The sequence below is a fragment of the Moraxella oculi genome (assembly GCF_023336735.1).
Lineage (GTDB): Bacteria > Pseudomonadota > Gammaproteobacteria > Pseudomonadales > Moraxellaceae > Moraxella > Moraxella oculi.
Genome location: NZ_JAMBAQ010000008.1, coordinates 13,537 through 39,870, shown reverse-complemented (window position 1 = coordinate 39,870; position 26,334 = coordinate 13,537). Strand labels below are relative to the sequence as shown.

At 43.3% G+C, this 26,334-nt stretch carries 25 protein-coding genes and 2 tRNA genes; 10 read left to right on the top strand and 17 right to left on the bottom strand.

Features of this window, described 5'->3' with window-relative positions:
* Window positions 1–16: 16 nt before the first annotated feature.
* A complete protein-coding gene (gene ispH / locus M2R47_RS05175) occupies window positions 17–958 on the bottom strand; it encodes a 4-hydroxy-3-methylbut-2-enyl diphosphate reductase (RefSeq protein ID WP_249099905.1) in 942 nt (313 codons plus the stop codon).
* 213 nt (window positions 959–1,171) lie between these two features.
* A complete protein-coding gene (locus M2R47_RS05170; RefSeq protein ID WP_249100043.1) occupies window positions 1,172–2,929 on the bottom strand; it encodes a glutamine--tRNA ligase/YqeY domain fusion protein in 1,758 nt (585 codons plus the stop codon).
* A 231-nt stretch (window positions 2,930–3,160) separates the two neighbouring features.
* On the opposite strand from M2R47_RS05170, the gene M2R47_RS05165 reads away from it, so the two are divergent.
* On the top strand, window positions 3,161–3,670 hold the full coding sequence (locus M2R47_RS05165; RefSeq protein ID WP_249099902.1) for a peptidylprolyl isomerase: 510 nt from the start codon (window positions 3,161–3,163) through the stop codon (window positions 3,668–3,670).
* Window positions 3,671–3,721: 51 nt separating this feature from the next.
* Entirely contained in the window at window positions 3,722–4,510 is a 789-nt protein-coding gene (locus tag M2R47_RS05160) for a UDP-2,3-diacylglucosamine diphosphatase (protein WP_249099900.1), read from the top strand.
* Here the strand turns inward: M2R47_RS05160 and M2R47_RS05155 are convergent.
* The gene (locus tag M2R47_RS05155; protein ID WP_249099898.1) at window positions 4,507–5,217 is read right to left on the bottom strand and encodes a rhomboid family intramembrane serine protease; all 711 of its coding nucleotides are present in this window, start codon (window positions 5,215–5,217) and stop codon (window positions 4,507–4,509) included. The two genes, M2R47_RS05160 and M2R47_RS05155, sit on opposite strands and share 4 nt — an antisense overlap.
* Before the next feature lie 213 nt (window positions 5,218–5,430).
* Between M2R47_RS05155 and M2R47_RS05150 the strand changes: the two genes are divergently transcribed.
* A complete protein-coding gene (locus M2R47_RS05150; protein ID WP_249099896.1) occupies window positions 5,431–7,995 on the top strand; it encodes a TonB-dependent receptor domain-containing protein in 2,565 nt (854 codons plus the stop codon).
* Window positions 7,996–8,046: 51 nt separating this feature from the next.
* Here the strand turns inward: M2R47_RS05150 and M2R47_RS05145 are convergent, their stop codons facing one another.
* The gene (locus M2R47_RS05145) at window positions 8,047–8,871 is read right to left on the bottom strand and encodes an ion transporter (RefSeq protein ID WP_418001183.1); all 825 of its coding nucleotides are present in this window, start codon (window positions 8,869–8,871) and stop codon (window positions 8,047–8,049) included.
* Between the two features lie 266 nt (window positions 8,872–9,137).
* On the opposite strand from M2R47_RS05145, the gene M2R47_RS05140 reads away from it, so the two are divergent.
* Window positions 9,138–9,887: a YebC/PmpR family DNA-binding transcriptional regulator gene (locus M2R47_RS05140; protein WP_249099891.1), complete on the top strand. Its 750-nt coding sequence runs from the start codon at window positions 9,138–9,140 to the stop codon at window positions 9,885–9,887.
* A 259-nt stretch (window positions 9,888–10,146) separates the two neighbouring features.
* Here the strand turns inward: M2R47_RS05140 and M2R47_RS05135 are convergent, their stop codons facing one another.
* The 6 genes from M2R47_RS05135 to pstS form a co-directional block, all read right to left on the bottom strand.
* Window positions 10,147–11,409: an ATP-binding protein gene (locus tag M2R47_RS05135; RefSeq protein WP_249099888.1), complete on the bottom strand. Its 1,263-nt coding sequence runs from the start codon at window positions 11,407–11,409 to the stop codon at window positions 10,147–10,149.
* Window positions 11,410–11,447: 38 nt separating this feature from the next.
* Window positions 11,448–12,152, bottom strand: coding sequence for a phosphate regulon transcriptional regulator PhoB (gene phoB, locus M2R47_RS05130; protein ID WP_249099885.1), 705 nt, complete (start codon window positions 12,150–12,152; stop codon window positions 11,448–11,450).
* A 139-nt stretch (window positions 12,153–12,291) separates the two neighbouring features.
* Window positions 12,292–13,089: a phosphate ABC transporter ATP-binding protein PstB gene (gene pstB / locus M2R47_RS05125; RefSeq protein WP_249099882.1), complete on the bottom strand. Its 798-nt coding sequence runs from the start codon at window positions 13,087–13,089 to the stop codon at window positions 12,292–12,294.
* 37 nt (window positions 13,090–13,126) lie between these two features.
* Complete coding sequence (pstA, locus tag M2R47_RS05120; RefSeq protein ID WP_249100038.1) at window positions 13,127–13,933, bottom strand: phosphate ABC transporter permease PstA; 807 nt, start codon at window positions 13,931–13,933, stop codon at window positions 13,127–13,129.
* Between the two features lie 220 nt (window positions 13,934–14,153).
* A complete protein-coding gene (pstC, locus tag M2R47_RS05115) occupies window positions 14,154–15,116 on the bottom strand; it encodes a phosphate ABC transporter permease subunit PstC (RefSeq protein ID WP_407069074.1) in 963 nt (320 codons plus the stop codon).
* 122 nt (window positions 15,117–15,238) lie between these two features.
* Window positions 15,239–16,369, bottom strand: a complete 1,131-nt coding sequence (gene pstS / locus M2R47_RS05110) for a phosphate ABC transporter substrate-binding protein PstS (protein ID WP_249099876.1) — start codon at window positions 16,367–16,369, stop codon at window positions 15,239–15,241.
* 312 nt (window positions 16,370–16,681) lie between these two features.
* On the opposite strand from pstS, the gene argS reads away from it, so the two are divergent.
* From argS to M2R47_RS05080, 6 genes are all read left to right on the top strand, one after another.
* Window positions 16,682–18,424: an arginine--tRNA ligase gene (argS, locus tag M2R47_RS05105; protein WP_249099873.1), complete on the top strand. Its 1,743-nt coding sequence runs from the start codon at window positions 16,682–16,684 to the stop codon at window positions 18,422–18,424.
* 46 nt (window positions 18,425–18,470) lie between these two features.
* Entirely contained in the window at window positions 18,471–18,944 is a 474-nt protein-coding gene (locus M2R47_RS05100) for a hypothetical protein (protein WP_249099871.1), read from the top strand.
* Window positions 18,944–19,348, top strand: coding sequence for an RNA-binding S4 domain-containing protein (locus M2R47_RS05095; protein WP_249100033.1), 405 nt, complete (start codon window positions 18,944–18,946; stop codon window positions 19,346–19,348). The genes M2R47_RS05100 and M2R47_RS05095 overlap by 1 nt, the downstream gene beginning before the upstream one ends.
* Before the next feature lie 77 nt (window positions 19,349–19,425).
* Complete coding sequence (locus tag M2R47_RS05090) at window positions 19,426–19,884, top strand: low molecular weight protein-tyrosine-phosphatase (RefSeq protein WP_283162913.1); 459 nt, start codon at window positions 19,426–19,428, stop codon at window positions 19,882–19,884.
* Window positions 19,877–20,956, top strand: coding sequence for a UDP-N-acetylmuramate dehydrogenase (gene murB, locus M2R47_RS05085; protein WP_249099863.1), 1,080 nt, complete (start codon window positions 19,877–19,879; stop codon window positions 20,954–20,956). The genes M2R47_RS05090 and murB overlap by 8 nt, the downstream gene beginning before the upstream one ends.
* 49 nt (window positions 20,957–21,005) lie before the next feature.
* Window positions 21,006–21,686: a YdcF family protein gene (locus M2R47_RS05080; RefSeq protein WP_249099860.1), complete on the top strand. Its 681-nt coding sequence runs from the start codon at window positions 21,006–21,008 to the stop codon at window positions 21,684–21,686.
* 48 nt (window positions 21,687–21,734) lie between these two features.
* Here the strand turns inward: M2R47_RS05080 and secB are convergent, their stop codons facing one another.
* From secB to M2R47_RS05045, 7 genes are all read right to left on the bottom strand, one after another.
* A complete protein-coding gene (gene secB / locus M2R47_RS05075; protein ID WP_249100030.1) occupies window positions 21,735–22,172 on the bottom strand; it encodes a protein-export chaperone SecB in 438 nt (145 codons plus the stop codon).
* Window positions 22,173–22,255: 83 nt separating this feature from the next.
* Window positions 22,256–22,516 (bottom strand): glutaredoxin 3, encoded by a 261-nt coding sequence (grxC, locus tag M2R47_RS05070; protein ID WP_249100028.1) that lies wholly within the window; start codon window positions 22,514–22,516, stop codon window positions 22,256–22,258.
* Window positions 22,517–22,685: 169 nt separating this feature from the next.
* A complete protein-coding gene (locus M2R47_RS05065) occupies window positions 22,686–23,096 on the bottom strand; it encodes a rhodanese-like domain-containing protein (RefSeq protein ID WP_249099858.1) in 411 nt (136 codons plus the stop codon).
* A gap of 111 nt (window positions 23,097–23,207) precedes the next feature.
* The gene (rsgA, locus tag M2R47_RS05060; RefSeq protein WP_249099856.1) at window positions 23,208–24,278 is read right to left on the bottom strand and encodes a ribosome small subunit-dependent GTPase A; all 1,071 of its coding nucleotides are present in this window, start codon (window positions 24,276–24,278) and stop codon (window positions 23,208–23,210) included.
* A 100-nt stretch (window positions 24,279–24,378) separates the two neighbouring features.
* Window positions 24,379–24,469, bottom strand: a tRNA-Ser gene (locus M2R47_RS05055).
* 25 nt (window positions 24,470–24,494) lie between these two features.
* Window positions 24,495–24,585, bottom strand: a tRNA-Ser gene (locus M2R47_RS05050).
* Window positions 24,586–24,693: 108 nt separating this feature from the next.
* On the bottom strand, window positions 24,694–25,935 hold the full coding sequence (locus tag M2R47_RS05045) for an FAD-dependent monooxygenase (protein ID WP_249100025.1): 1,242 nt from the start codon (window positions 25,933–25,935) through the stop codon (window positions 24,694–24,696).
* Window positions 25,936–26,334: the final 399 nt, after the last annotated feature.

The following is a 26,334-nucleotide window of genomic DNA, read 5'->3' as shown; positions in this document are numbered from 1 at the left end:
ATGATACACTCATCAACTAAGATTGACCGCGCAATGTCTTAGGCAAACTAAAAGTTACGCTCTCTTCAATACCACCAAGCTCTATGGGAGAATCTGCTCCCCACGACTGTAAAGTATCTAGCACTTCTTGAATTAAAATTTCTGGTGCAGATGCCCCGGCGGTTACACCTATTGCCGCCACGCCATCAAACCAGGCTTTATCCATTTGGCTGGCATTGTCAATCAAGTACGCCTTTGAGCCCAGTCTTTCAGCCAGCTCCCTTAGTCGGTTTGAGTTACTAGAATTGGGGCTGCCAACCACTAAGACGATTTGACATTGTTTGGCCAAAGATTTAACCGCATCTTGGCGGTTTTGTGTCGCATAGCAAATGTCATCCTTGCGAGGCGCATTGATTTTTGGAAATTTATCTTTTAAGGCGTCGATCACCACTGCCGTATCATCCATCGACAAGGTGGTCTGCGTAACAAATGCAAGCTCCCTACCTTCATCAAAAGTCAAGTTTGCCACATCATCGGCGTCTTCAACCAAATGAATACGACCACCAAAACTGGTGTCAAATCTGCCCATCGTTCCTTCAACCTCAGGATGTCCTGCATGACCAATCAAGATAGCATCCATGCCCTCTTTGGCAAATTTCCCCACCTCAATATGCACCTTTGTTACCAATGGGCAAGTCGCATCAAACACAGTCAAATCACGGCGAGCCGCTTCATCTTCAACCGCCTTTGATACGCCATGTGCCGAAAAAATGACGATTGCCCCATCAGGCACTTCATCCAACTCCTCAACAAATATCGCTCCACGACTGGCAAGATCCTCAACAACAAATTTATTATGAACCACTTCATGTCGCACATAGATGGGTGGATTAAAACGGCGTAACGCCTCATTGACAATCGCAATCGCTCGATCCACGCCTGCACAAAACCCTCGTGGATTGGCCAATAAAATTTTCATTATTCATACTCTTATCATGTCTTATTGGTTCACTACTTTATCACATTTACGGTTTTTACGCATCAGTTTTGCATATCTGCCAAATGCCAAAGCATTTTTAACTTGACTTTAAATTGACAAAAATCCCCACATGATCTAAAAGATGACAACTTGAACAACAGGCCCAATAAAAAACCGCAACATGAAATTGCGGTTATTACTCTAAGACATTGACTAAAAGCCATCTTTGAGACTGACGATTTGATTATACACAGGCAACTGCTTGGTAAACTCAACGCTGTCTGCCACAAAGTATCCCTCACGCTCAAATTGAAAGCGATCGCCCATAGCCACATCTGCCAATGATGGCTCTACCACCGCCTGATAAACAATCAGTGATTGTGGATTTAAATGCTGCTTAATCCATAAAGTATCGGCATCCGTATCCACATCCAACATGTCTTTTTCGCTCAACATTATCTGAGTATTGGCTTCATCATCCTCTAAGAGCAGATGATCATACACACGCACCACAGCATCCACACCATGCGTCGCTGACACCCAGTGAATCACACCTTTGACCTTACGACCCTCTGGATTATTACCTAAGGTTTTAGGGTCGATGGTTGCCAAAAGCTCCACCACCTCACCTGCGTCATTGGTAACATGCTCCTCAACTTTGAGTATATAGCTGTTACGCAGGCGAATTTCATTATTCTGGGGCGACAAGCGTTTATAGCCTGCTGGCGGATTGACTTCAAAGTCTGTTTTATCAATATAAATCTGTTTGGTGAATGGAATCTCCCGCTCCCCCATGTCCATGCTTGGGTGCTTAGGTTGAGAAAGCCACAATACACCATCATCTAAGCGAGCCTTGACTGTTTGTTTTTTTAGATGTTCAAAATCGGCGACTGCCTCTTCAAAATTTTTGATGGTAACCTTAAGTGGTCGAAGTACTGCCATGCCTCGTGCAGTGGTATTTTCAAGAGCATTTCTGACACTAAATTCCAGCTGACGAAAATCCACCAAGCCCTCTGCCTTAGAAGTACCCAATCGCTCACAAAAATCACGCAAGCCCGCCGCAGGGTAGCCACGGCGTCTCATGCCTGCCACAGTCGGCATTCGTGGATCGTCCCAACCTGACACCACGCCCATATCCACAAGTCTTTTTAGTTTACGCTTGGATGTTAATGTACGCTCAATGTTAAGACGGCTAAATTCGTATTGGTGTGGAGGCTTGACAAAACCGACTTTATCCACCACCCAATTATAAAAAGGACGGTGATCCTCGAATTCAAGCGTACATAAGGAATGCGTGATGTTCTCTATCGCATCAGACAGTGGGTGAGCATAATCATACATTGGATAGATACACCATTCATCGCCTGTTTGATGATGATGGGCAAACATGACACGATAAATGATGGGATCTCTCATGTTCATGTTGGCATGGTTCATGTCAATCTTAGCGCGTAATACCGCCTCACCTTCTTGATATTTGCCGTTTTTCATGTCATCAAAGCGAGCCAAATTTTCCTCAATGCTAGCATTGCGCTGTGGCGATTCTACCGAAGGCTTGCCAAATCCACCACGATGTTCACGGATTTGCTCTGGCGTCTGCAAATCCACATACGCATCGCCTTGCTTGATCAATTTGATTGCCCATGCATATAATTGATCGAAATAGTGTGATGCGTAACGCACCTCCCCTGCCCACTTAAAACCAAGCCATTCAACATCTTCTTTAATACTGTTGACATAGTCTTGCTTTTCAGCGGTTGGATTGGTGTCATCAAAACGCAAATGACACGCACCCCCAAACTCATTGGCCACGCCAAAATTTAGACAAATGGACTTAACATGACCGATGTGCAAAAAGCCATTTGGCTCGGGTGGGAAACGCGTGGTGATGACATCATGTTTGCCAGAAGCCAAGTCATCACGAATGATTTGTAAAATGAAATTGTTTTTTGTGGGTGCGTTGTCAGTCATCATTTTAACCTACATTAAAAATAATCAGCCATCTTATTCTAGCATAATTTTAATGAAAGTTGACGATTTGCCAAAATTTCTGCATCAAGATATCAATGGCATTTTTATCAGTCATCATATTTTGTCAAGTCGACTTTATTCATCACCCTTTTTTTAAAAAATTTTGTTATAATAACAATAATTTATTTTAAACCTCTAGCATCTTACTGTTTAATTTTTTAAGGAATGCTCATGAACATGCCAGTAGTAGAACTTGACACCACTCACGGTGCCATCGTGATTGAATTAAATGCTGAAAAAGCCCCCATGACAGTCGCTAATTTTTTAGACTATGTTGAAAACGGTCATTATGATGGCACAATCTTTCACCGTGTGATTGACGGTTTTATGATTCAAGGTGGTGGCATGGACATCAACATGAATGAAAAACGCACCGGCACACCAATCAAAAATGAAGCTGATAACGGTCTAAAAAATGACGCTGGTACGATTGCCATGGCTCGCACGAATGACCCACACTCAGCCACTACTCAGTTTTTTATCAATGTCAAAGACAACAATTTCCTAAATCATTCAAGCCCAACACTACAAGGGTGGGGTTATGCCGTCTTTGGTAAGGTTGCCGAAGGCATGGATGTGGTAAATAAAATAAAAGCCGTGCAAACAGGCCGTCATGGCTACCATGCCGATGTACCAACCACGCCAATCGTCATCAACTCTGCCAAAATCATCTCAAAATAACCCACCTCACCAATAAGGGCGAAACTCTCGCCCTTATTATGGCATATTTTCATGCAACGCTTTGACCACCTCTTGACCACACGCCCCCATGAGATTAAGGCAGTATTCATCTCTGATTTACACCTATCAAATAACACCCCTGCTTTGTCTGCGGCGTTTGTGGCATTATTAAAAGATTTATCCGTCCTACCCAATCTGCACAGTCTTTATATCTTAGGTGATTGGCTGGATGGTTGGATTGGTGATGACGACTACCTGACACTCACAGCCAGTGATCGGCAAGCACATTGGCTGACACCTGCCATACTTGCCCTACAACAGCTCTCCGACAAAACCACCATTTTTGTCATGCATGGCAATCGTGATTTTGCCATTCGTCAGGGGCTGTGCGATGAATTTGGTGGCAAGCTCATCAAAGAACCGCATTTTTTACACACAGATATCACATACCGTCTGGAGCACGGCGATCGCTTATGCACCGATGACAAAAAATATCAACGCTATCGTACGATTATTCAGCACCCCATCATCACATGGCTCTTATTAAAGCAGCCATTAAGCCGTCGTCGCAAGATTTCTCAAGCCATCACAGCCAAATCCACCAAGGATAAGGCTCAAAAAGCCGCCGTCATCATGGATGTCAATCACCACGCAGTAACAAAAGCGTGGCATACTTGCGATGTCTTAATACATGGGCACACCCATCGCCCAGCTATGCATGACGCAGATCCAAAAAAAAGATTGGTACTGGGCGATTGGCGATCTGATGACGGCAAAGTGTCTGCCGTCATTGGGTTGATGAGTGATGATGTTAGGCTATGTCAATTTACTCATCATTAATCATGCCACAGTTGCATGTGCAGTTGCCACCAAATCAATACAAACGCCACCAGTAATAACACCGCCAACACCCAAACACTCATCTTTGGCAATGTTGTTTTCGATGACAAAACAAACACACCGCCAAACAGCAAGCCCACCATCACACCGCCAACATGTCCTGCGTTATCAATCCCAGGCAAGGCAAACCCCATGACAAGGTTGATCGCCATCACGATAAACAAATTTTTAGCATCAAGCACAAAAGCCGTTGGTATTTTAAATATGGCAACGACAAGCAAAAATGAACCAAGCCCCATGATGCCACCTGATGCCCCTGCCGATACATTTGCCAAGCCACCATTCATCACACTCTGCCAAGTAACGAATAAACTGAGTAAATTACCCCCAATCGCTGAAAGCAAAAATACCGCCAAAAATAATGACCTACCAACAATCCCTTCCACAACCTGCCCAAAATAATACATGGCAAAACTGTTAAGTAACAAATGGATGAGACCTATGTGTAAAAACACGCCAGACAGCAAACGCCAGGGTTCATCTGCCAGTGTTAAAGGCAGAAAGTTTGCCCCAAAACGAATCAACTCATCAAAACTTGGCTGATCAAAATTAACGCCCAACAGCAGCTGAGATAAAGCAACGCACACAAAACTTAGGATGCAAAGCAAAGTCATAGGGGCTTTTTGATAGAAAGTTTGAATATTCATGACCAGTCATCGGTTGATAAAATATTGAATATTATACGCCAAATGATCATTGACAACGACTATTTATTCGGACAAAAAGCATCATTGCGAATTGTATTCAAATAAGATGAACTCTTATTTACATGAATGGCACAACTAAGATATAATACAACACAAGTGTTACAATGACCTTGATGTTTTTATTCATCTTTTGACCACTCTTTAAGGATTTTTATGAGATTACCTGCCTTCACCACCAAAAAAGCCTTACTTGCCATCATTGTACCTGCACTCATGATTGATGCCTCACAAGCTCATGCCAAGGATAATGATGACAATAACATCACGCTTGAAACACTCCAAGTGACACTCAATGCCACACCAACCGAGCAAATCGGTGAAAAAGTGCTTAATCGCCGCATGCTTGATGAACAAAACATTCAAAACGCCCAAGACCTTGTTCGATACAATACCGAGGTTGATGTCGCTGAGGTGGGTCGCTATGGCAATAAAGGCTTTGCCATTCGTGGCGTGGACGGCAATCGTGTGGCAATGAACATCGATGGCATCTCCTTACCGGAGGTGGAAGTGAATGAAATCTTTTCGCCATACGGATACATGTATGAAGGCAGATTCAACCCAGATCTTGAAATGATGGCTGGCGTGCGTATTGCTGCTGGTGCTGACAGTTTGGTTTCTGGTTCTGGCGCTGTGGGCGGTGCCATCTCTTACCGCACCAAAGAACCTCATCATTTGGTCAAGCAGGGTCATTTAGGGGGTTATGCCAAAGTTAGTCATGCCAGTAAAAATGAAGAGAATTTAGCGACGATTGGCTTGGCAGGCGTGTATGATCAGGCAGAATTTTTAGTAAATTATGCTCGCCGTGAAGGGCATGAACTTAAAAATCATGACCTAAAAAAGCATGACAAGCAAGAAATTGACAATTTGGCATACATTTATTCTAAGGATCACATTCCCAGTCACTCATTAAAATCCCTACGCCATCCACAAGCAGCAAATGCCACCCAAGACAGCCTTTTGGCAAAACTGTATTTTCATGCCAATGACAATCATCGTTTCGGATTGCATGGCATCTACCAAAATAAAGACACTGTCATGAATACTGATATTAATGCCAGCTACGGCTCTCGTACCAGTGTCGGTCCACGCCGTGCCAAGGATAAAGAGCAGCTAAAAAGCTATGGTGCTAACTATCGTTATCAGACTTTAAGTGGTCCCATCGATGAGCTTGCATTGCACTACACACATGCCAAAGTACTAGGCTTGGCAGATACTTGGGTGTATGACAGAGATTCACAAAATAAGGTTAGTTTTGATCGTCGAGAATATCGCCCAACCAACACCACAAGCGACCAATACGACCTAAACATAACAAGCACCTTATTCGACTTGGGCAATGCTGGCGAACACAAATTCATACTCAATGCGTCCAAGACACGCAGTGATCGCAGCACATCGGCAACAGTACTCAAAGAAGATGGCTCACCCAGCTACTTAAATTACACCTTTTCAGATGTCAAAAAAGACAGTCATCACATCGCCTTGATTGACATCATTCGATTTGGTAAACGCCTAAAATCCACCTTGGGCGTGCGTTATGATGATTATCAATACCAACCGTATTTCCAAACCGATGTCTTTGGTTATGATGAAAACGCACGCGTGCATCAGACTTGCGTTACCAACAACGCCTCTGGTGGTTTTTGTGAAAATTATCGAGCAGGAAAAAGCCTAGAGCCAACCAAGCACAGCCAAGTCAGCTGGGGTGGCGTTTTTGATTACGAACTCATCCAACAAAAGCTTACCGCTCAATACAAAATTGGCACAGGCTTTGTCGCACCGACTGGCACACAAATTTATCGCAACTTCCAAGGGCTTGGGGTCATGGAAGTCCCCAATTATGATTTAAAGGCAGAAAAATCCCTTAATCAAGAATTGGCGTTGAAAATTTCCCCAACCTCAAACACCCAGATAAACCTTTCAGGCTATCTTTCTAAATACAAACAGTTCATTCACACCAAATTTTGGAATGATGATACTGGCGGTTGTAATGGTCGAGCCATATGCTTACAATCAACCAACTTAGACACCGCTGAAATTAAAGGGATGAAAGTTGGCATACAAAGCGATTTATCTGATAAGCTGAATTTGGCTGGCAAATTTCATGTATCCGCCAACTACCACACCTCCAAAGATCACGCATGGGTAGAAACCGATCACGATGGTAAGCTGAAAATCAACACATTGGCTGCCACACCCGCCAGTCTTATTTTGGGTGCAGATTACATCTCCCCTAATGGCAACTGGGAAATCCATGGGCGGTTGCGTAGCATTCGTGCAAAAAATCCCGAAAGCACCAAAGGGATTGCCATCACACCAAAGTTTGAGATGACCACTCGTGAATGTCCTTATACTGGCTATGAATACTACTGCACCTATGATGGCTACGCCAAAGATGCTACGACGGGCAAATACACCAAGATTGACCGTGTTCGTACAGGATACACCGAGTCTGTAGAAACTTACAAGCACGCCAATCGCAGTCGTAATGTGCTGATTTATGACTTGTATGGCTCAAAAAGATTTGGCAAAAAAGACGCATTCATTCTAAATGCTGGCATTTATAACATCACCAATGTCAAATACATTCCTTGGGAAACATTAAGAATGTTTAGCAACACCAATGTGAATAATATGGTTGATGGTGATGGTCATGGCTTTAATCGCTACACCGCTCCTGGTCGCAATTACACCATCTCATTGACTTATCAATTCTGACAGCCGCCAAAAAAGCCGGTGAGTTTTTACTGGCTTTTTTTGTTAATTCCATCATAAATGCAAGTCATGACCACAGCGATCACAAAACTTGGCGTTAGACGCATGACCAAACTTACCACACTTAGAGCAAGCGATTGGATGGAGTTGTGGTCGCATTGTGCGAGTAAGCTCTGCGGTAAAAATTCCTGTTGGCACAGCAATGATGGCATAACCTGTGATCATCACCATCGACGCGATCGCTTGACCAATTGGTGTCTTAGGGGAGATGTCTCCATACCCTACGGTCGTCAGTGTTACCACCGCCCAATAGATGGATAAAGGGATACTTGTAAAGCCATTTTCAGGCCCTTCTGTCACATACAGCACCGAACCAAAAATCGTAACCAATAACAACAAAGATAAAAAGAACACGATGATTTTATGCTGCGATGTCTTAAATGCTGCCGCCAAAAACCCTGCTTGATGCATGTAAGAATGCAGTTTGAATACACGAAAAACACGCAAAATCCTTAATACTCGCACCACAAGCAGATACTGTGCACCCATAAAAAATAAACTCAGATAGCTGGGTAACAAGGCGAGCAAATCCACCAACCCAAAAAAACTGAACACATATCGCTTACGATTGGGTGCAGAGTACAACCGAAGTCCGTACTCAATGGTAAATAATACTGTAAAAAACCATTCGGCATAAAAAAACAGCCGACCATATTCAAGGCGCAAAATAAGCACACTATCAAGCATGACAACCATCACACTCAATGCAATCGCAATAAGCAACAACACATCAAAAAGCTTACCGATGCGGGTATCCGTGCCTTCAATGACGATGTAAATTCGTTCTTTTAAGGGAGTGTGTTTTTTCGTGAGATTCATGGGTGATGTCAATGACTTTTTGCTCATATTTTATAACAAAGCTGCAGGCATAAGGTAGTTTTTTTACAAAATTTTGGCATGACATTGCAACAAATATTGTCATCTAGTGTCATCAAAGACACATTAATGACCATCATGGCAACAATCTCATGTTTTCATTACCCAGCACCAAGCACAACCGCCTCTATTGTTGCTAACACATTGGCAAATTTTATCAAAAATTGTATAATAACCCATTTTTATCATTTCTGTTTAAAAGGTGCATTATGGCAGGTCATAGTAAGTGGGCAAACATCAAACATCGCAAAGCCAAGCAAGATGCCGCTAAAGGCAAGATTTTTACCAAAATCATTCGTGAAATCGTCTCCGCCAGCAAAGGTGGCGATCCAGACCCAGCAAACAACCCTCGCCTGCGCGCCGTACTAGAAAAAGCCAACGCCGCCAACATGACCAAAGATGTCATCAAGCGTGCCATTGAGCGTGGTCAAGGCGGTGGTGAAGGCGATAATGTTCAAGAAATCACCTATGAAGGCTATGGTGTGGGTGGCGTTGCGGTCATCGTAGAGACCATGACTGATAATGTGAATCGCACTGTGGGCGAAGTTCGTCATGCCTTTTCCAAACACGGTGGCAACCTTGGCACAAGTGGCTCTGTGGCGTATTTATTCTCTAAGCGTGGAGAGATTGTATTTAATGATGTTTCGCTAGAAGATAAAGTCATGGAAATCGCCCTAGAGGCAGGAGCGACTGATATTGAAAACGACGGCGAAAGCTTACTTGTCATTACTGAACCAAATGATTTTGGCTCGGTGGTGGATGCCCTGCTAGCAGCTGATTTAAAAGCAGATAATATGGAAGTAACCATGTCACCAAGCACCACAGCAGACATTGATGACATTGACGATGCCCAAAAAGTACTTAAAATGATTGACATGCTAGAAGACTTAGATGATGTCCAAGAGGTTTATACCAATGTCAATTTTAGTGATGAAGTGATGGCACAGTTAGACGCCTAAACGAATAAAAATAAGATTGGTTTTGCCAATCTTATTTTTTTTATGCACACCACATGACAAATCACGACCATCATTGATCAATACGAACCACATAAATCAACCCAAAAACACCCCCACACACTGATTATCAGCGCACAAAAGATGTCGTTGGTAATACTTAGCATATGGCAAACATTGACCCATATTGCATTGACACAGCAGACACACCATCTTTCAAGCACGAATCACTGACCGCAAACAACCCGCTCTTTTAAAAAGATTAAGTAGAGCCAAGAATCGCATGATTGGCTGACTTTGGCAATCTGACAGTAAAAACACTTCCTTCACCCACACAACTCTCCACACTCAAAACTCCATCATGTCGAGCCACAGCATGTTTGGCAATGGCAAGTCCCAACCCACTACCACCTGTCTTTCGGCTTCTGCCTTGATCCACTCGATAAAATCGCTCCGTCAAATGAACCAAATGTTCACTGGCAATCCCCTCACCATCATCTTTAACAACAAAAACAATATCATCATCACAAAACAGATTCACCTCAATCTGTGTGCCATGTTCAGTATGGCGAATGGCATTAACAATCAGATTGCTAAACACACTGTATAACTCTTTATACACACCATCAACCCAAACATCAGGGCAAATATGGCTTGTAATGCAATGCCCATCACTTAACGCAGCAACATCGGTACAGATGCCCATGATCATTTGCGATAAACAGACGGGTTCGGTATCAAAATTATGCTGATCATTTTCCAATCGAGATAAAGTCAAAAGCCCTTCGATAAGCTCCATCATTCTTAGAGCCTCTTTTTGCATCAAGCCAACAAATTCACGGCGTAATTCCTGCTCCAAAGCGTCATTTTCCAGCATCTCTAAAAATCCTTGAATGACGGTCAAGGGCGTACGCAATTCATGACTGACATTGGCAATAAAAATACTCTTTGAGTTGTGAAGCTGTTCGGTGGCACTGATGTCGCTGGCAATGAGCATTGTCGCTCCAGATTCTATGGGAATGATGGTGATTAATAGTGTTTTTTGATTCAAGGTAATCTTTACCTCTTCAACACCTTGGCTAGAAGCAACATCAAACAAAGCGTGAAATTCTTCATGGGCGATTTGTTGCTTGATGGGCATTTTTAATGAGGTATCCAAACCCAAATAAGCATCAGCTTTGGCATTCTTCCACTCAATAATCCCTTTGTCGTTAACAATGACTAACGCACTCGGCAAACTTGCCATCATGCGGTTGAGTCGATGAATGGTGGCATTAAGTCGCTGTTTATGCTTGATTTGCTTATACTGATTGGCGGTCAGTTTATCAAAAATCAGTTGCCAACCCCCCAAACTTCTATCAAAGTGAGATGACATCACCTTGGGAAGCATTTGTTGTTTATTATCAAGCCAACATAATAAGCGGTGTAAATGCAGACAATGATACAAATTCCACACCAAAAGCACACCAATGATACCAACGAAAGCCTCTCTTTCACCCACCAACACAAATAAAGAAGCGCCCATTAAAAAAGCCATCATCAGGACAAAAATCGCTTGCCACATCAACCTATGCCTTTCGCCCCAAAACCATAGCCAACGCCCCGTACCGTCTGCACATAATGAGCAACACCTGATGACTCTAACTCTCGTCTAAGCCGTCTGATATGAACATCAACCGTACGCTCTTCTATGAATATGTGATCACCCCATACCAAATCCAACAACTCTGCACGGCTATAAATGCGATCCGTATGCGTCATAAAAAAATGCAACAACTTAAATTCTGTCGGTCCAAAATGCACTGGCGTGTCATCAACCATGACTTGATGATCCTGTGGGCTTAAAGTCAAACGCCCAACCTTAACAATGCTGTCGGTCTTTTGTGGAGCTCGTCGGCGAAGTAATGCTTTGATGCGTGCCACCAATTCTCGTGGACTAAATGGCTTGGTAACATAATCATCAGCACCCCAATTCAGACCCAATTCTTTATCATTCTCTTCGCTGCGTGCGGTCAGCATGATGATGGGCAAATCACTTGTACGGTCAGATGATCGCAACTCTTTGGCAAACTCCACACCAGACATTTTAGGCAGCATCCAGTCAAGCAGTAGCACATCAGGCAACTTGTCATCAATAACGACTTTGGCAGCCTCTGCACTGTCCACCAGCAACACACCAAACCCCGCCTGCACCAATGCAAACTCAATCAGCCTTTGGATTGATGACTCATCTTCAACCACCAAAACACTCGGTCGGCTACTTGACATAGATTTTCCTTATAAAGCTCTGCCCTACTTGATTGCACGACAACCGCACAAACCCATCAAGACTGACGCACTCAATCTGATTATCTGTGCAACTTCCTAGCAATGTAACATTAAAGACATGAAATAACAAGCCAAAAAATTAACCAAATTTACCTGTGATGTAATCATGCGTGGCCTGTACTTTTGGCTGGCTAAACATCATGTTAGTATCGCCAATTTCGATCAACTCACCCAAATACATGTATGCGGTGCGATCAGAAACCCTTGCTGCTTGTTGCATGTTGTGCGTTACGATGGCAATCGTGTAATCATGCTTTAACTCACCGATCAACTCTTCAATAAATCCTGTGGAAATCGGATCAAGTGCTGAGGTCGGCTCATCAAGCAAAACCACCTCAGGACGACAGGCCACCGCACGAGCAATGCACAATCTTTGCTGTTGACCGCCAGATAATGAGCCGCCAGATTGTTTGAGTTTATCCTTAACCTCTGTCCACAAAGCCGCCTTTTTTAAGGCCCATTCCACACGCTCATCCATCTCAGACTTGCTCAACTTTTCATACAGCTTCACACCAAACGCCACATTATCATAAATGGACATCGGAAATGGTGTTGGCTTTTGAAATACCATGCCAACTTTGGCACGCAATAGATTGACATCAATGCCATCAGCCAAAATGTCATCGCCATCAAGCAGAATACTACCTGTGGTATGGCTTTCGTTATACAAATCATACATGCGGTTAAAGCTGCGAAGCAATGTTGATTTGCCACAGCCAGAAGGTCCAATAAAAGCGGTAACTTGGTTTGTAGGAATGTCTAAATTGATGTCTTTTAATGCATGGAATTTTCCATAATAAAAGTTAAATGCTTGCACGCTTAATTTTGGCTGACTCTTCTGAATCTTAGAATCTGGAAAACTGACCGAAAAGTTCATGACTTACTCCAATATGATGAGATTAGCAATCAATTAATTAATGTGAGCGAGATTGTAGCAATCGAGCGACAACATTCGCCAGTAATACCGACAAAGCTATCAATAACGCTGCCGTCCATGCCAATGCATGCCAATCATCATAAGGACTCATCGCAAATTGATAGATGACATTCGGCAAGTTTGCCATCGGTGATGCCATGTCTGTACTAAAAAATTGATTATTTAAAGCGGTGAATAATAATGGTGCGGTCTCTCCAGAGATGCGAGCAAAGCTGAGCAACACTCCTGTCAAAACACCCGCTTTGGCTGCCTTTAAGGTTACCATGCCTACAAGCTTGTATTTAGGCGTACCCAATGCAAAAGCTGCCTCACGCAACGAATTTGGCACAAGACGCAACATATTTTCAGTCGTACGAACCACCACAGGAATGACTAAAAGCGATAACGCCAAAGAACCTGCAATCCCAGAAAACTTACCCATCGGCACAACAATAAGTCCATAAATAAACAAGCCAATCACAATGGAAGGTGCAGACAGCAACACATCATTTAAAAAGCGAGTAACAGTCGCAAGCTTACTGTTTTGTCCAAATTCTGCCAAATAAATGCCGCACAAGACGCCTATCGGCGTACCAATCATCAATCCGCTTAATGTGATCATCAGGCTGCCTACAATCGCATTTTTTAGACCGCCTTGCATGCCAGGCGGTGGCGTATTCATGCTAAAAATATGCGTCCCAAGCCCTGACATGCCTTCACTGATGAGCGTATAAAAAATCCAACCCAACCAAAACAACCCAAACGCCATCGCCGCATAAGCAAACACCAAGGAGATGCGATTCATCAGACGACGACGCACATAAATGGCGTTGCTTGCAATTTTTTGCACCTCTGGGAATAAAGGCCGCTCTAAATTTAGGCGTGCTTCTGCCAACTTTGACTTTTGTCCGACTTTAATTTGCATCATCATTTCCTTTTTAAATTTAACAGTCTTATTTGAACTTGAATAATTTTTTTAGCTTGCTTAAAGCTTGCATGGCATGTTGCTAAACAGCACACTGAGATCATCGCCCTTCATTTTTTGCCATATTCATTAGCATGATTTTTGATAAGCACAGCACCACAAAAGTGATGATGAATAAAATCAATCCCAAAAATAACAGTGATGAGATGTGCATCGGATCAATCGCTTCAGCAAACTCATTGGCAAGCACCGAGGTGATGGATACGCCAGAGCTGAACAAATCAAGACTAAGGTTAAAGGTGTTGCCAATGATAAAGGTAACCGCCATCGTCTCACCCAATGCACGACCCAAACCCAAAATCACACCACCCACCACACCAGATTTGGTATAAGGCAGCACAACATGCTTGATAACCTCCCACCGAGTCGCTCCCAATCCATAAGCAGATTCTTTGAGCATTGGTGGTGTGATTTCAAACACATCTCTCATCACAGACGCAATGAAAGGAATGATCATGATGGCCAATACTAATGACGCAGCCAAAATACCAATCCCCATTGGTATGCCAGAAAAAAAGCGATCCAACACAGGGATTTGTCCAACAGTCTTAGCAAGTACAGGTTGCACATATTGGGCAAAAATCGGTGCAAACACGAACAAGCCCCACATGCCATAGATGATGGAAGGAATACCAGCAAGTAACTCAATGCACACACCCAAAGGCTTTTTTAACAACTTAGGACACAATTCAGTCAAAAAAATCGCCACGCCAAAGCTGACAGGCATCGCAATCGCCAATGCAATCACAGAAGTTAAAATCGTGCCGTAAATCGGTGCTAAAGCTCCATATTCACCCGCAACCACATCCCAACTGCTTGATGTCAAAAAACCAAACCCAAACTCTCTAATGCTTGGCAATGCACCATAAGTCAGCATGACCAAGATGCCACCTAAAATCACCAGTACCAATAATGCAAATAACCGAGTCGTTCCCACGAATAACGAATCATACAGTCGTTCTCGTTGTAATTTTTTGGCAAGAATGTCATTCATACAAATCATCTTCTTATTGTTGCTTTTAGGTCAATCAACCATAAAAGCTTTTTCAAAAACAATAGCCATCATGAGATAGCTGTTGTTTTTGAGATTGGGTTTGTTGCTTACTAACTGCTCAATTCATTGGTTCATTGATTAAACAATGGCTTGCCATCTTGACCGACCACCTTTTGCCATTCTGCACGCACCAAGTCTTTGACACCAGCTGGCAATGGCACATAATCAAGCTCTGACGCCATCGCATCGCCGTCTTTAAAGGCGTAATCAAAGAATGCCAAAGCAGATTTGGTATTTTGTTCGTTGGCAGGATTTTTTTGTACCAAAATGAAAGTAGCTGCCGCCAGTGGCCAAGCATTATCGCTTGGTTGATTGGTCAGAACCAAATTAAAGCCTTGTGCTTTTGTCCAGTCCACATCTGCAGCTGCCGAGAAAGTCTCTTGCGATGGATTGACAAACTGCCCTTTGGCATTTTGTAGCTGAGTATGACTCATGTTGTTTTGTTTTGCATAAGCATACTCAACATAACCAATGGAATTTTTGACACGACCGACATAAGTCGCCACACCTTCGTTACCCTTACCTGCTGTACCTGTCTTAGCAGTCGGCCAGTTGACGGTTTTTTCTGCTCCAACACTGTTTTTCCAAGCATCAGATACTTGGGAAAGATAGTTGGTAAAAATGAAAGTTGTTCCTGAACCATCAGAACGAAATACGGTGATGATATTTTCATCAGGCAGTTTTAAATCAGGATTTAGAGCAGTGATTTGTGCGTCATTCCATTTGCTAATCTCACCCAAGTAAATTTTAGCAAGCACATCACCAGTCAATTTCAGCTGACCTGCTGCCACGCCATCAATATTAACAATTGGCACCACGCCACCAATCACAGTAGGAAACTGCACCAAATTTTCTTTATCAAGCTCATCTGCACTCATCGGTGAGTCGGTTGCACCAAAATCCACCGTCTTAGCAATGATTTGCTTAATGCCACCTGATGAACCGATAGACTGATAATTCACCTGACCGCCAACATCATCTAAAAATCCTTGTGCCCAGCGAACATAAACAGGCTGTGGGAATGACGCACCCGCACCCGTAACCGTCATCGCAATCTTATCATCAGTGCCAGCTTGATTGGTTGTTTGAGTGGTCTGATTTTGATCAGCAGATTGTGGCGTTTTATTGTCTTGACAGCCTGCCAATACCAATGCACCTAGCGACATCGATAGTAATGAGATGATGAATTTATTTGCTTTCATGCAAGATCCTTTATGGTTGTACAAAAATATGGCATCAAGCTTGATCATCACATCTTGATGCACCATCAACTTACTTGTGGCTAAGTGTAACAAGCAAAAATGACAGTTATATGACAAAATAATGATTTTTAAAAACCACCGAAAAACCCATGGCATACCTAAGATAAGAATTATTAAAATTCGCCAATTAGTCTTTTTATCGGATAAATTTGCCAAAAAAATGGATAATTTCTCCCAAAAAAACACCGTTTTTTGGTATCATTGCTCAATTAAATCACTGTTTAAAAATTCATGGCAATCAAAGAGTCTTTCATGAACATCTCTGCATTACTATCCCATCATTTTAAAACCGCCTTAACACATGTAGGCGTAGACGCAGATCCCATCATCAAACAGTCTGGCAAACCCCAATTTGGCGATTATCAAGCCAATGGTATCATGGGTGCTGCCAAAAAACTGGGGGTAAATCCACGAGAATTCGCCCAACGAGTTATTGATGAGTTGACCCAAACCAATGCTTTGCAAGGCATTGCTAGCAAACTAGAAATTGCAGGGCCAGGTTTCATTAACATCTTTCTTGATGACGAATTTTTGGCAAACTCTGTCAAAACCGCCCTAGATGATGAACATTTGGGCATCGCCAAAACTCAGCACGATACGATTGTGGTGGATTATTCATCGCCCAATGTCGCCAAAGAGATGCATGTGGGGCATCTGCGTGGAACAATCATTGGCGACAGTGTGGTACGCACCTTAGAGTTTTTGGGCAACACCATCATCCGTGCCAATCATATTGGCGATTGGGGCACACAGTTTGGCATGCTAATTGCTTATTTGGAAAAATTTGAAGCTGAAAATGGTGAAAATGCCAGCGACATGGCACTTGCCGACATTGAAAATTTTTATCGCAACGCCAAAGCTTTATATGACAAAGATGAGCAATTTGCTGAAACTTCCAGAAAGTATGTGGTACGCCTACAAAGTGGTGATGAAGCCATGTTGAGCAAATGGCGACAGCTGGTAGATCTGACCATGACCCAATGCCAAGCCCTGTACGATCGTCTGGGCGTAACTTTATCGCCAAAAGACACGATGGGCGAAAGTCTGTACAACCCTATGCTAAAAGGCGTGGTAGAAAGTCTTAAAAATCAAGGCATCGCCGTAGAAGATGACGGAGCAACCGTCGTTTATATGGACGAATTTAAAAACAAAGAAGGCAAGCCTTTGGGCGTGATTGTTCAAAAAAATGACGGTGGGTTCTTGTACACCACCACCGACATCGCTGCCGCCCAGTACCGCCATGACACTCTCAATGCCGACCGTGTGATTTTGTTCACCGATGCTCGCCAAGCCCAGCATTCCAAACAAGCATGGGGCATTGCTAAGATGGGTGGGTTTGTGCCAGCTGACTTTGAGATGACGCATCACACCTTTGGCATGATGCTTGGCAAAGATGGCAAACCGTTTAAAACTCGCTCAGGAGATACAGTCAAACTTGCCGACTTGTTAGATGAAGCGGTAGAACGAGCCACCACACTCATTGACGAAAGAGACACTGACCTATCCGAACAGGAAAAACAAGCGGTCGTCAATGCCGTTGCCATCGGAGCGGTCAAATATGCCGATCTATCAAAAAATCGCAACACCGATTATGTGTTTGATTGGGATGCCATGCTGTCTTTTGAGGGCAACACTGCCCCTTATATGCAGTATGCCTACACTCGGGTGCGTTCAATTTTCGCCAAAGCAGGTGTCGATAGCGATGAACTGGCAGGCGACATCATCATCAGTGATGATAAGGAGCGTACCTTAGCCATCAAACTGTTGCAATTTGAAGAGTGTCTCATCATCACCGCCAAAGACGCTTTACCCAACACGCTGGCATTGTATCTGTACGAATTGGCAGGCGTATTCTCAGCATTTTATGAACACTGCCCGATTTTGACCGCAGACGAGCCAACCAAATCCAGTCGTTTACAGCTTGCCGCTTTGACCGCCAAAACCTTAAAGCAGGGCTTGGAACTGCTAGGCATTCAGACAGTTGAGAGAATGTAAAATAACTTGGGCGGATTTGATTCGCCCTTTTTTTCATGGAAATGTCATGACCCCAATTCCAAAACACATCGCCAATCACAACATCAAACACCTAACCTTTGGTCATCAGTATCATTGGCTGATTTTGGTAATCTTGTTGATTTTAACCATTGTACACTCAACGGGTTTTTTGGTGGTTTTTGCTCTTTATGCCATTGCCATTTATCACACTCGCCAGATTTACCCTTATACCGCTCATGAAGTCATTGACACTGGTAAAGGTCTTTTTATCAAAAATCGCACAGCAAGCGTAGAAATCCCTTATAACGACATCATACAGATTGACTACTGTTATTATTTTACCCTTGGGAATAATTCCGTCAAATTAACCATCAAACCAAATGACAAGCTGGGTGATACAGTGTACTTTATCAGTTGGGCGGACAGCTCTAATTATAACCGAGAATTTCGCCTAAACCCCATGGTCAAAACCCCAGAAACCCTAGCGTGGATAGCGTCTATCAAGGAAAAAGCAAATTGATGAAATCAGATGAACCTTTATTAAAAGTCCGTGCCGACAAATGGCTCTGGGCTGCCAGATTTTTTAAAACTCGCACGCTTGCTAAAGAAGCCATTGAAAGTGGCAAAGTTCACATGAACGGTCAAAAAATCAAAGTCAGTAAAGAGCTGCAAGTGGGCGATACGCTGTCCATTCGTCAAGGTCATGCCACTCGTTTGGAAGAAAAAGTAATTGTCATCAAAGCCTTATCCGAAAACAGGGGCAATGCCACCATCGCCCAAACACTCTATGAGGAAACGGCTGAGAGTGTCGCAACTCGTGAATTTTTTGCTGAACAACGCAAATTACAAAACCTTGCTCGCCCTGACACCAAACCCAATAAAAAAGAACGCAGGGATTTGACCAAATTTAAAAACCAATGGTAGACATGATGGATTTTATTCATTACGATGCTGTTATTTATGCTAAAATGATTCCTTTAATTTTATGAGAAAGCACCATCATGCTCCCAGCATCCATTTTATTCGTTTGTCTTGGTAACATCTGTCGAAGTCCTTCAGCCCAAGCAGTCATGACACAACTGTCTAAAAATCAAGGATTTGATATCGATTTTGATTCAGCAGGTACTGCCAATTATCATTGTGGTAATCCACCTGATGAGCGTGCTCTTGCCGTCGGTCAATCTCTTGGTTACGATCTATCGAATTTAAGAGCCAGACAAGTGTGCCATGATGACTTTTATGAATTTGATTTCATCTTTGCAATGGATGCCAACAACCTAACAAGCCTACAAAAAATGATGCCATCAGACGCTACTGCTCAAGTTCTCATGTTTGATGAGCGTGCAGTTCACGACCCTTACTATGGCAATATCCATGATTTTCAAACCATGTTCGCCCACATCGAACAAGCAAGCCGCCGCTGGCTGAATCTGTGGCATAAAGAGATGACTCATGAATGATCCGTTGACCAGCAAAATCATACGCCACTACGATTTATCTGAGTGCAACACCATGGCGCTGTCATGCTTCGCAACGCACGCCATGGTATTAGACAATGCTGACACACTCACTGATGACATCAATTCAGCGATGAGTTTTGCTCATCAGAATCATCTTAGCATTTTTGTTCTGTCTGGTGGTAGCAATGTCCTACTACCCAAACACCTAAATGCGTTGGTGCTACTACCCAGATTCAAATGCATTGATGTCATCAGTCAAGATGACACCCATGTGGTCATTAAAGTCGGCTGCGGAGAAAACTGGCATGATTTTGTCAAGCAATGCCTAGAAAATGGCTGGCATGGACTGGAAAATCTCGCCTTAATTCCTGGCTTGGTCGGCGCAAGCCCTGTACAAAACATTGGGGCTTATGGGGTGCAGGTTTCCGACTTCATCAAGACGGTCTTTGCCTTTGATTTGACCACTGGCAACTGTGTGGCATTTGATAATGAAGCGTGTGAATTTGGCTATCGACACAGTTTTTTTAAAGAGTATCCAAATCGCTACCTAATCAGTCATGTGGTATTTAAGTTACACAAATCCTGCCAAAAGACCATGACTAGCTACGGTGATTTATCAACCATATCCACAGACATTGCCCACAGACATGGACGCACCAAACCCCATCCGCATGATGTTTTTAAAGCAGTTGTACAAATTCGTCAAGAAAAACTGCCCAACCCTTCAATCCTAGCCAATTGCGGTTCATTTTTTCAAAACCCCATCATTCCAATGGAGACTTTTCATCAATTAAAAGCGGTTCATCCTGATTTGCCAAGCTATCCCATTGATGATGATGTCATCAAGATTCCAGCAGGCTGGCTGATCGATCGAGCTGGACTTAAAGGCAAAGGAATCGCTCCGATACTCACCCATGAAAAACAAGCCTTGGTCTTAACGAACCACGCACCACAAATCGCCACACAAAATGACATTTTACAAGCACAAAACTTCATCATTGATGCTGTCTTTAAAATTTTTGGAGTAAGACTTGTGCGAGAGCCTGTTTGGGTGCATGAAGACGGTGGTTGATATGACAAAGTGCTGGCAAAATGTTTGGCATAAGCTAAAACGATTGGTGATGGGATTAATACTTGCCATCATACTCATCACCTGCTCATTGTTTACGCCGATTTTTGCCAATTTAAGTGTGTTATTATTAAATGCGTTTAGCCTACTTACTTTGCCTGATGGAGGTCCGCCTGCCTCTTTGGTGGTGCTAGGCGGCGGTCTGACCAAAAAAAATGGCAACATTTCACTCAATCATTACAGTCAAAGCCGTGCCGATGAGACCATCATTCGCCATAAAAAACACCCCTTACCCATCATCACCAGCGGAGTTGAATCGCCTTGGCTACAAGATTATTTAAAATCAAAACTCAAAGACATGGTTAAGACCGTCATCATCAGCGACAATGCCAGCATGAATACCTGCGAAAATGCTGTATTTACAGCAAAATTACTAAAATACCACGAATTACCAAACAGCGTATATCTTGTGACTGATCGCTATCACATGGCACGAGCCAGACGACAATTCGCTCGATCAGGCATATTGACCACACCACTACCTGCCCCATTAAGCATATCGCCATCTTGGACAGATGCCAAAAGCAATCTGGTGCACTCACGCCGAGCCATTTATGAGATTGCAGCCCTAAGTAGAGATATTCTACGCCCACAAAGAAACTGCCGCACCCAAACACAAATCAGTCTAGAGGAAATCAGCACACCCAGACGACAGCCTAAGATTTTTTCTTAGCTGGCATAAAAAAGCGACCATCACTTGGGTCGCTTTTTTGTATGGATATCAGGCTTTGCCTTCTGCTTGTGCCTGCAAATAAGCTTGGTCGAAATTTACTGGTGCCAGCAACAGTTGTGGGAAGCTTCCACGAGATACCAAGTCGCTGATGACTTCACGAGCATAAGGGAATAGAATGTTTGGGCAATAGGCTTGTTGCAAGTGTGCCAAATCTTCTTCTGGAATATTTTTTAATAAGAAAATGCCTGCTTGCTGCACTTCGGCGATGTATGCGGTACTACCACCATTTTTAACAGTAACATTAACCGTCAAAATGATTTCTTTATGTTCTTCGTCCAAATCGTTTGATGCTGTGGTCAAGCTGATTTCCATTTCAGGCTGCCATTCTTTAGTGAATACCTCGGCGGTTGGCACTTCAAATGAAATGTCTTTAACATAAATGCGTTCAAGACCTAGTTGCGGTTGGGCTTGTTCTGTCATGGTTATTCCTTAGGTTAGTAAAATTAAAGGTTAAAAAAATTAAAACACGGCTAAAAAAAGCAAAATTTTAACACAATACTCAGTATGGACTAAGCACCAAGCATGGTGTCTAATTCACCGTTGCGATTGAGTTTATTGAGCTGATCAAAGCCACCAATAAAAGTTTCGCCAATAAAAATTTGGGGTACGGTACGATGATTGTTAGTACGCAATGCCAACTCATTGCGTTCATCTGGTCGCATGTCATACACGCTGATTGCAGTGTATTTTATGCCTTTGTCATGCAAAAGCTGTATCGCTGCCTTGCAATACGGACATTCTTCTTTGATATATAAGCTGACTTGAGTCATCATTCATCCTTAGCAATAAAAACTGATGCTACGCCCCATAAAATCACAAGTGATGATATGAGATAAGCTCTTATCATTGTTGATTGGGATGAATGACAAATTTTTCAAGTCAAATTGCACATAATTTTCATTTAAAGATAAAGATGATGATATCAGTAAGTTTAAACGCCTATTTTTTAGTCGTGGCTAACGGCAAGCCTGCCATCTGATAGCCTTGTATGCCACCTGACAGACGCATGAAATTTGACTTACCCACCAAACTGACCGCCGCCCCTGACTGCAAGCCCATATCACACACAAAAATCACAGGCGTATCAATGGTACGCAGCTCATCTAGGTGGTTTTTAAGTTCGGCAAAAGGAATGTTTCGACTGCCTGAAATGTGCGATATGGCAAACTTATTAGCAGCCCTAATGTCGATGATGCGAGCATGTTGATTATTGACAAGCAACCCAAGCTCATTTGGGGTAACTTTTTTACCATTTCGCTTACCCTCCACCATAAAAAAGGCAATAATCAACACTGCCAAGATGCCAAAAAGTACAGGGTGATTGCCCATAAAAGTTAGCCAACGCTCCACGATTACTCCCATTGTTACTCAATAAAAACGCATTATACCAAACTTTGGTCGAAATTTTAGGTAAAAATAGATTTTATTTACCAAATATCCGATCATTTATCCAACCATTGACTAATTTTTAGCGGATTGATTTCTGGCAGCTGACGCACTCATTTTCGCCTCTTTAATCAACTCGTTAAAGCTTTCTAGTCGCCTAGCCAGCACCCGACCATCAGCCACCGCCCTCCAAAAAGCACATCCTTTGGTATCTTGTGCATGATTGCAATCACGGAATCGACACTCACCATGAATCTCACTCAGCTCATCAAAACCCATCATGACATCATCACTGGATAAATGCCAAATACCGTATTCACGAATGCCTGGAGTATCGATGATGCCTCCTTTTGCCAAGTCCGTATCATCAAAGGCAAGCAACCGACTTGTCGTCGTGGTGTGCTGTCCAAGCTGCGATGCCACCGAAATCACATTGGTGGATTGATTGGCATTGGGCAGGATGTGATTGATTAGGCTTGACTTACCCACACCTGACTGACCTGCAAAGATGGTCAAACCATCATTAAGTTGCGATTTTAATTCATGAATACCGCTTTGACTGATGCTTGATGTCTGCATGACTTTAAACCCATATCGTTCGCCAAGCAGTTGATATTCTTGAAAAATTTGAGCAACCTCATCAAAATCACCCAACAAATCAGCTTTATTGAGTACCAATAAGGGCTGAACACCGCTAAATCTTGCAACCAACAAATAACGATCAATCAGGTTGGTTGCAGGCTTGGGCAGAGGTGCAAAGACAATGGCAAGCGTGTCGACATTTGCCGCCACAGGTTTGACCTTATTATAACGATCAGGGCGAGTGATGAGCGTACGCCTGTCAGACAATGACTCAATCCGACCCATGCTCGCCGTTGCACACACACTAAACTTTACCTCATCGCCTGCCGCCATCATTGGCAAATTAGTACGAGCATGGCAACGCCAAATATCACCGATTTTTAGCTCAGTAGGTTGTTTTGGTGCGATTGTGGGCAGTTGTGTGATTTGCACATCCAGCTGTTTGCCAAAATGCGAAACAATCACACCACACGCCAGCGTACCATCATCAATGAAGTTGTCTTGGTTCTTTTGGATTTGGCGTGTTTGATTTTTGGTAAGTCTACGGCGACGGATTAAAGACATAGGTAGTTAAATAAGACAATTAAGGTGGTCATTGTAACGCAAAAGCAACGCCCAAACAATTTTTTTTCCAATAAAAAACCACCCAAGTGGGTGGTGTGTGTGGCGGAAGCTGAGAGATTCGAACTCTCGGTGGGCTACAAACCCACGCCGGTTTTCAAGACCGGTGCATTCAACCGCTCTGCCAAGCTTCCTTAAGCGGTAAAAAATTTAAAGATATGGCGGAAGCTGAGAGATTCGAACTCTCGGTGGGCTACAAACCCACGCCGGTTTTCAAGACCGGTGCATTCAACCGCTCTGCCAAGCTTCCGTAAGCGTGTATTATAGCGATTTTTTGATTGATTGCAAGTGTTTTTTGTCTTTTTGTCAAAAATTCCTAAAAAATCGCTCATCACGATCTTTGCTTAGCATCATAACATCAAGATTTCAGTCCCATTGCGTAACTTGCCACCAAAGGCTTGACACCAGGAATCTTATCAAAAGCAACCAAGCCAAGATTTCTGGCAAATTTCATCATGGGATTGGGGTGGCAAAAACTCTCCACTACGGTATCACAAAACCGAATCACTCGCTTTTGGTCTTTTTGGCGTGCCTGCTCATAGGCAATCAAATTAGTATGACTGCCCAAATCATAATCAGGGTTATTACGCACATTCTCTCCAAGCATGCTCGCTAAAGCATGTGCGTCTCTAAGACACAGATTAAAGCCTTGACCTGCCACGGGATGTAGGGTATGAGCCGCATTTCCCATGATGACACAGCGACCCACCGCCTGGCGATGTGCCAACACCTTAGTCAGCGGATACGCCCCACGGCGACCGACCGCCATGAATCGCCCTGCCGTCTCACCAAAGACTCTTTGGAGTGTTTCTTTAAAATATTCATCGTCTTGTAAGTAACGGTCCTGTTCACCAGTTTTACAAATAAACACCACCGAACGGCGATAACCTTGCGTTGTGCCATCAATACCATCACCACGACCGTCCGTCAAAGGTAGCACCGCCAAAGGTCCGACAGGGGAAAACCGTTCAATGCCAATGTGCCGATGCGGCTTATCAGTCTGCACCACACCTACGATGCCTACTTGCCCATAATCATGAGTGTCTGCACCGACATTTAATAGCTTGCGACTGATCGAATCTTTCCCATCACACGCCACCAATAAAGGGGCTTTCATGTGGTGACTTTCACCATCTTTATTAAAAAACACCGTCGCACAAACACCATCTTGATGAATGTCTATCACACTGGCATTATCAATCAGGCAAATGAAAGGGCTTGCCTGCACCGCCAATAATAACTGCCGCCCCATCCAGGCGTTTTCCATCACTTGACCAAAGCTCTCCACGCCCTCTGCTGCCTTGTCCAGCATTGCCCTGCCAAAGCCACCCACCTCGCTGATTTGCACGCCATCAATACGACACGCATGGCTTTGCATACGCTCCCAAAGTCCAATTTCGGCATAAATCTGCACCGTCCTTCTTGATAAGGCTGTATTACGACTGTCCAAATATTGGGTACGCCCTACATCGTCATCAGGACTGATGGTCGGATATTTAGATTGCTCAATCAGCGTACTATGAACGCCTTGATGAGCAAGTAAAAGAGCAAAAGACATGCCCACTTGACCGCCACCGATGATGATGACATGATGGCTCATGCTTTGGGGGTGATTGTTGGTCATCATGATGATTCTTAACGAAAAACATTTGATAAAATTGTACCACAATCCGCCCAAAAAACAGTGGATTTTTATTCATTGGGGCAATCTGCACCATTTTTTAAGTCTGGTCATCTCACAGCACACAGCTGTTTTAAAAAAATCCGTTGATGCCTACAATGTCATCTCCAACGAATTTGATTAAGGCACCCACCATCACAAAATTCGATTTGATAAAAAAGCACTCATCAAAGCATGTGGAAAATGTCAAAAACACCCCATTAACGCTACTTTTTTAGTGCTTGCATATGGTTATGGCCCAAACATTCCAATCAATTGAAATAACACGCTCAGATTTTTCACATCATCTGTCAAAATAAACTTGTCGGTCATGTACAC

Excerpts from the sequence above, each read along its gene's own strand:
- ispH (WP_249099905.1), bottom strand. The coding sequence starts at position 958 with ATGAAAATTTTATTGGCCAATCCACGAGGGTTTTGTGCAGGCGTGGAT.
- M2R47_RS05170 (WP_249100043.1), bottom strand. The coding sequence starts at position 2,929 with ATGACTGACAACGCACCCACAAAAAACAATTTCATTTTACAAATCATT.
- M2R47_RS05165 (WP_249099902.1), top strand. The coding sequence starts at position 3,161 with ATGAACATGCCAGTAGTAGAACTTGACACCACTCACGGTGCCATCGTG.
- M2R47_RS05160 (WP_249099900.1), top strand. The coding sequence starts at position 3,722 with ATGCAACGCTTTGACCACCTCTTGACCACACGCCCCCATGAGATTAAG.
- M2R47_RS05155 (WP_249099898.1), bottom strand. The coding sequence starts at position 5,217 with ATGAATATTCAAACTTTCTATCAAAAAGCCCCTATGACTTTGCTTTGC.
- M2R47_RS05150 (WP_249099896.1), top strand. The coding sequence starts at position 5,431 with ATGAGATTACCTGCCTTCACCACCAAAAAAGCCTTACTTGCCATCATT.
- M2R47_RS05145 (WP_418001183.1), bottom strand. The coding sequence starts at position 8,871 with ATGAATCTCACGAAAAAACACACTCCCTTAAAAGAACGAATTTACATC.
- M2R47_RS05140 (WP_249099891.1), top strand. The coding sequence starts at position 9,138 with ATGGCAGGTCATAGTAAGTGGGCAAACATCAAACATCGCAAAGCCAAG.
- M2R47_RS05135 (WP_249099888.1), bottom strand. The coding sequence starts at position 11,409 with ATGGGCGCTTCTTTATTTGTGTTGGTGGGTGAAAGAGAGGCTTTCGTT.
- phoB (WP_249099885.1), bottom strand. The coding sequence starts at position 12,152 with ATGTCAAGTAGCCGACCGAGTGTTTTGGTGGTTGAAGATGAGTCATCA.
- pstB (WP_249099882.1), bottom strand. The coding sequence starts at position 13,089 with ATGAACTTTTCGGTCAGTTTTCCAGATTCTAAGATTCAGAAGAGTCAG.
- pstA (WP_249100038.1), bottom strand. The coding sequence starts at position 13,933 with ATGAATCGCATCTCCTTGGTGTTTGCTTATGCGGCGATGGCGTTTGGG.
- pstC (WP_407069074.1), bottom strand. The coding sequence starts at position 15,116 with ATGATTTGTATGAATGACATTCTTGCCAAAAAATTACAACGAGAACGA.
- pstS (WP_249099876.1), bottom strand. The coding sequence starts at position 16,369 with ATGAAAGCAAATAAATTCATCATCTCATTACTATCGATGTCGCTAGGT.
- argS (WP_249099873.1), top strand. The coding sequence starts at position 16,682 with ATGAACATCTCTGCATTACTATCCCATCATTTTAAAACCGCCTTAACA.
- M2R47_RS05100 (WP_249099871.1), top strand. The coding sequence starts at position 18,471 with ATGACCCCAATTCCAAAACACATCGCCAATCACAACATCAAACACCTA.
- M2R47_RS05095 (WP_249100033.1), top strand. The coding sequence starts at position 18,944 with ATGAAATCAGATGAACCTTTATTAAAAGTCCGTGCCGACAAATGGCTC.
- M2R47_RS05090 (WP_283162913.1), top strand. The coding sequence starts at position 19,426 with ATGCTCCCAGCATCCATTTTATTCGTTTGTCTTGGTAACATCTGTCGA.
- murB (WP_249099863.1), top strand. The coding sequence starts at position 19,877 with ATGAATGATCCGTTGACCAGCAAAATCATACGCCACTACGATTTATCT.
- M2R47_RS05080 (WP_249099860.1), top strand. The coding sequence starts at position 21,006 with ATGGGATTAATACTTGCCATCATACTCATCACCTGCTCATTGTTTACG.
- grxC (WP_249100028.1), bottom strand. The coding sequence starts at position 22,516 with ATGACTCAAGTCAGCTTATATATCAAAGAAGAATGTCCGTATTGCAAG.
- rsgA (WP_249099856.1), bottom strand. The coding sequence starts at position 24,278 with ATGTCTTTAATCCGTCGCCGTAGACTTACCAAAAATCAAACACGCCAA.
- M2R47_RS05045 (WP_249100025.1), bottom strand. The coding sequence starts at position 25,935 with ATGAGCCATCATGTCATCATCATCGGTGGCGGTCAAGTGGGCATGTCT.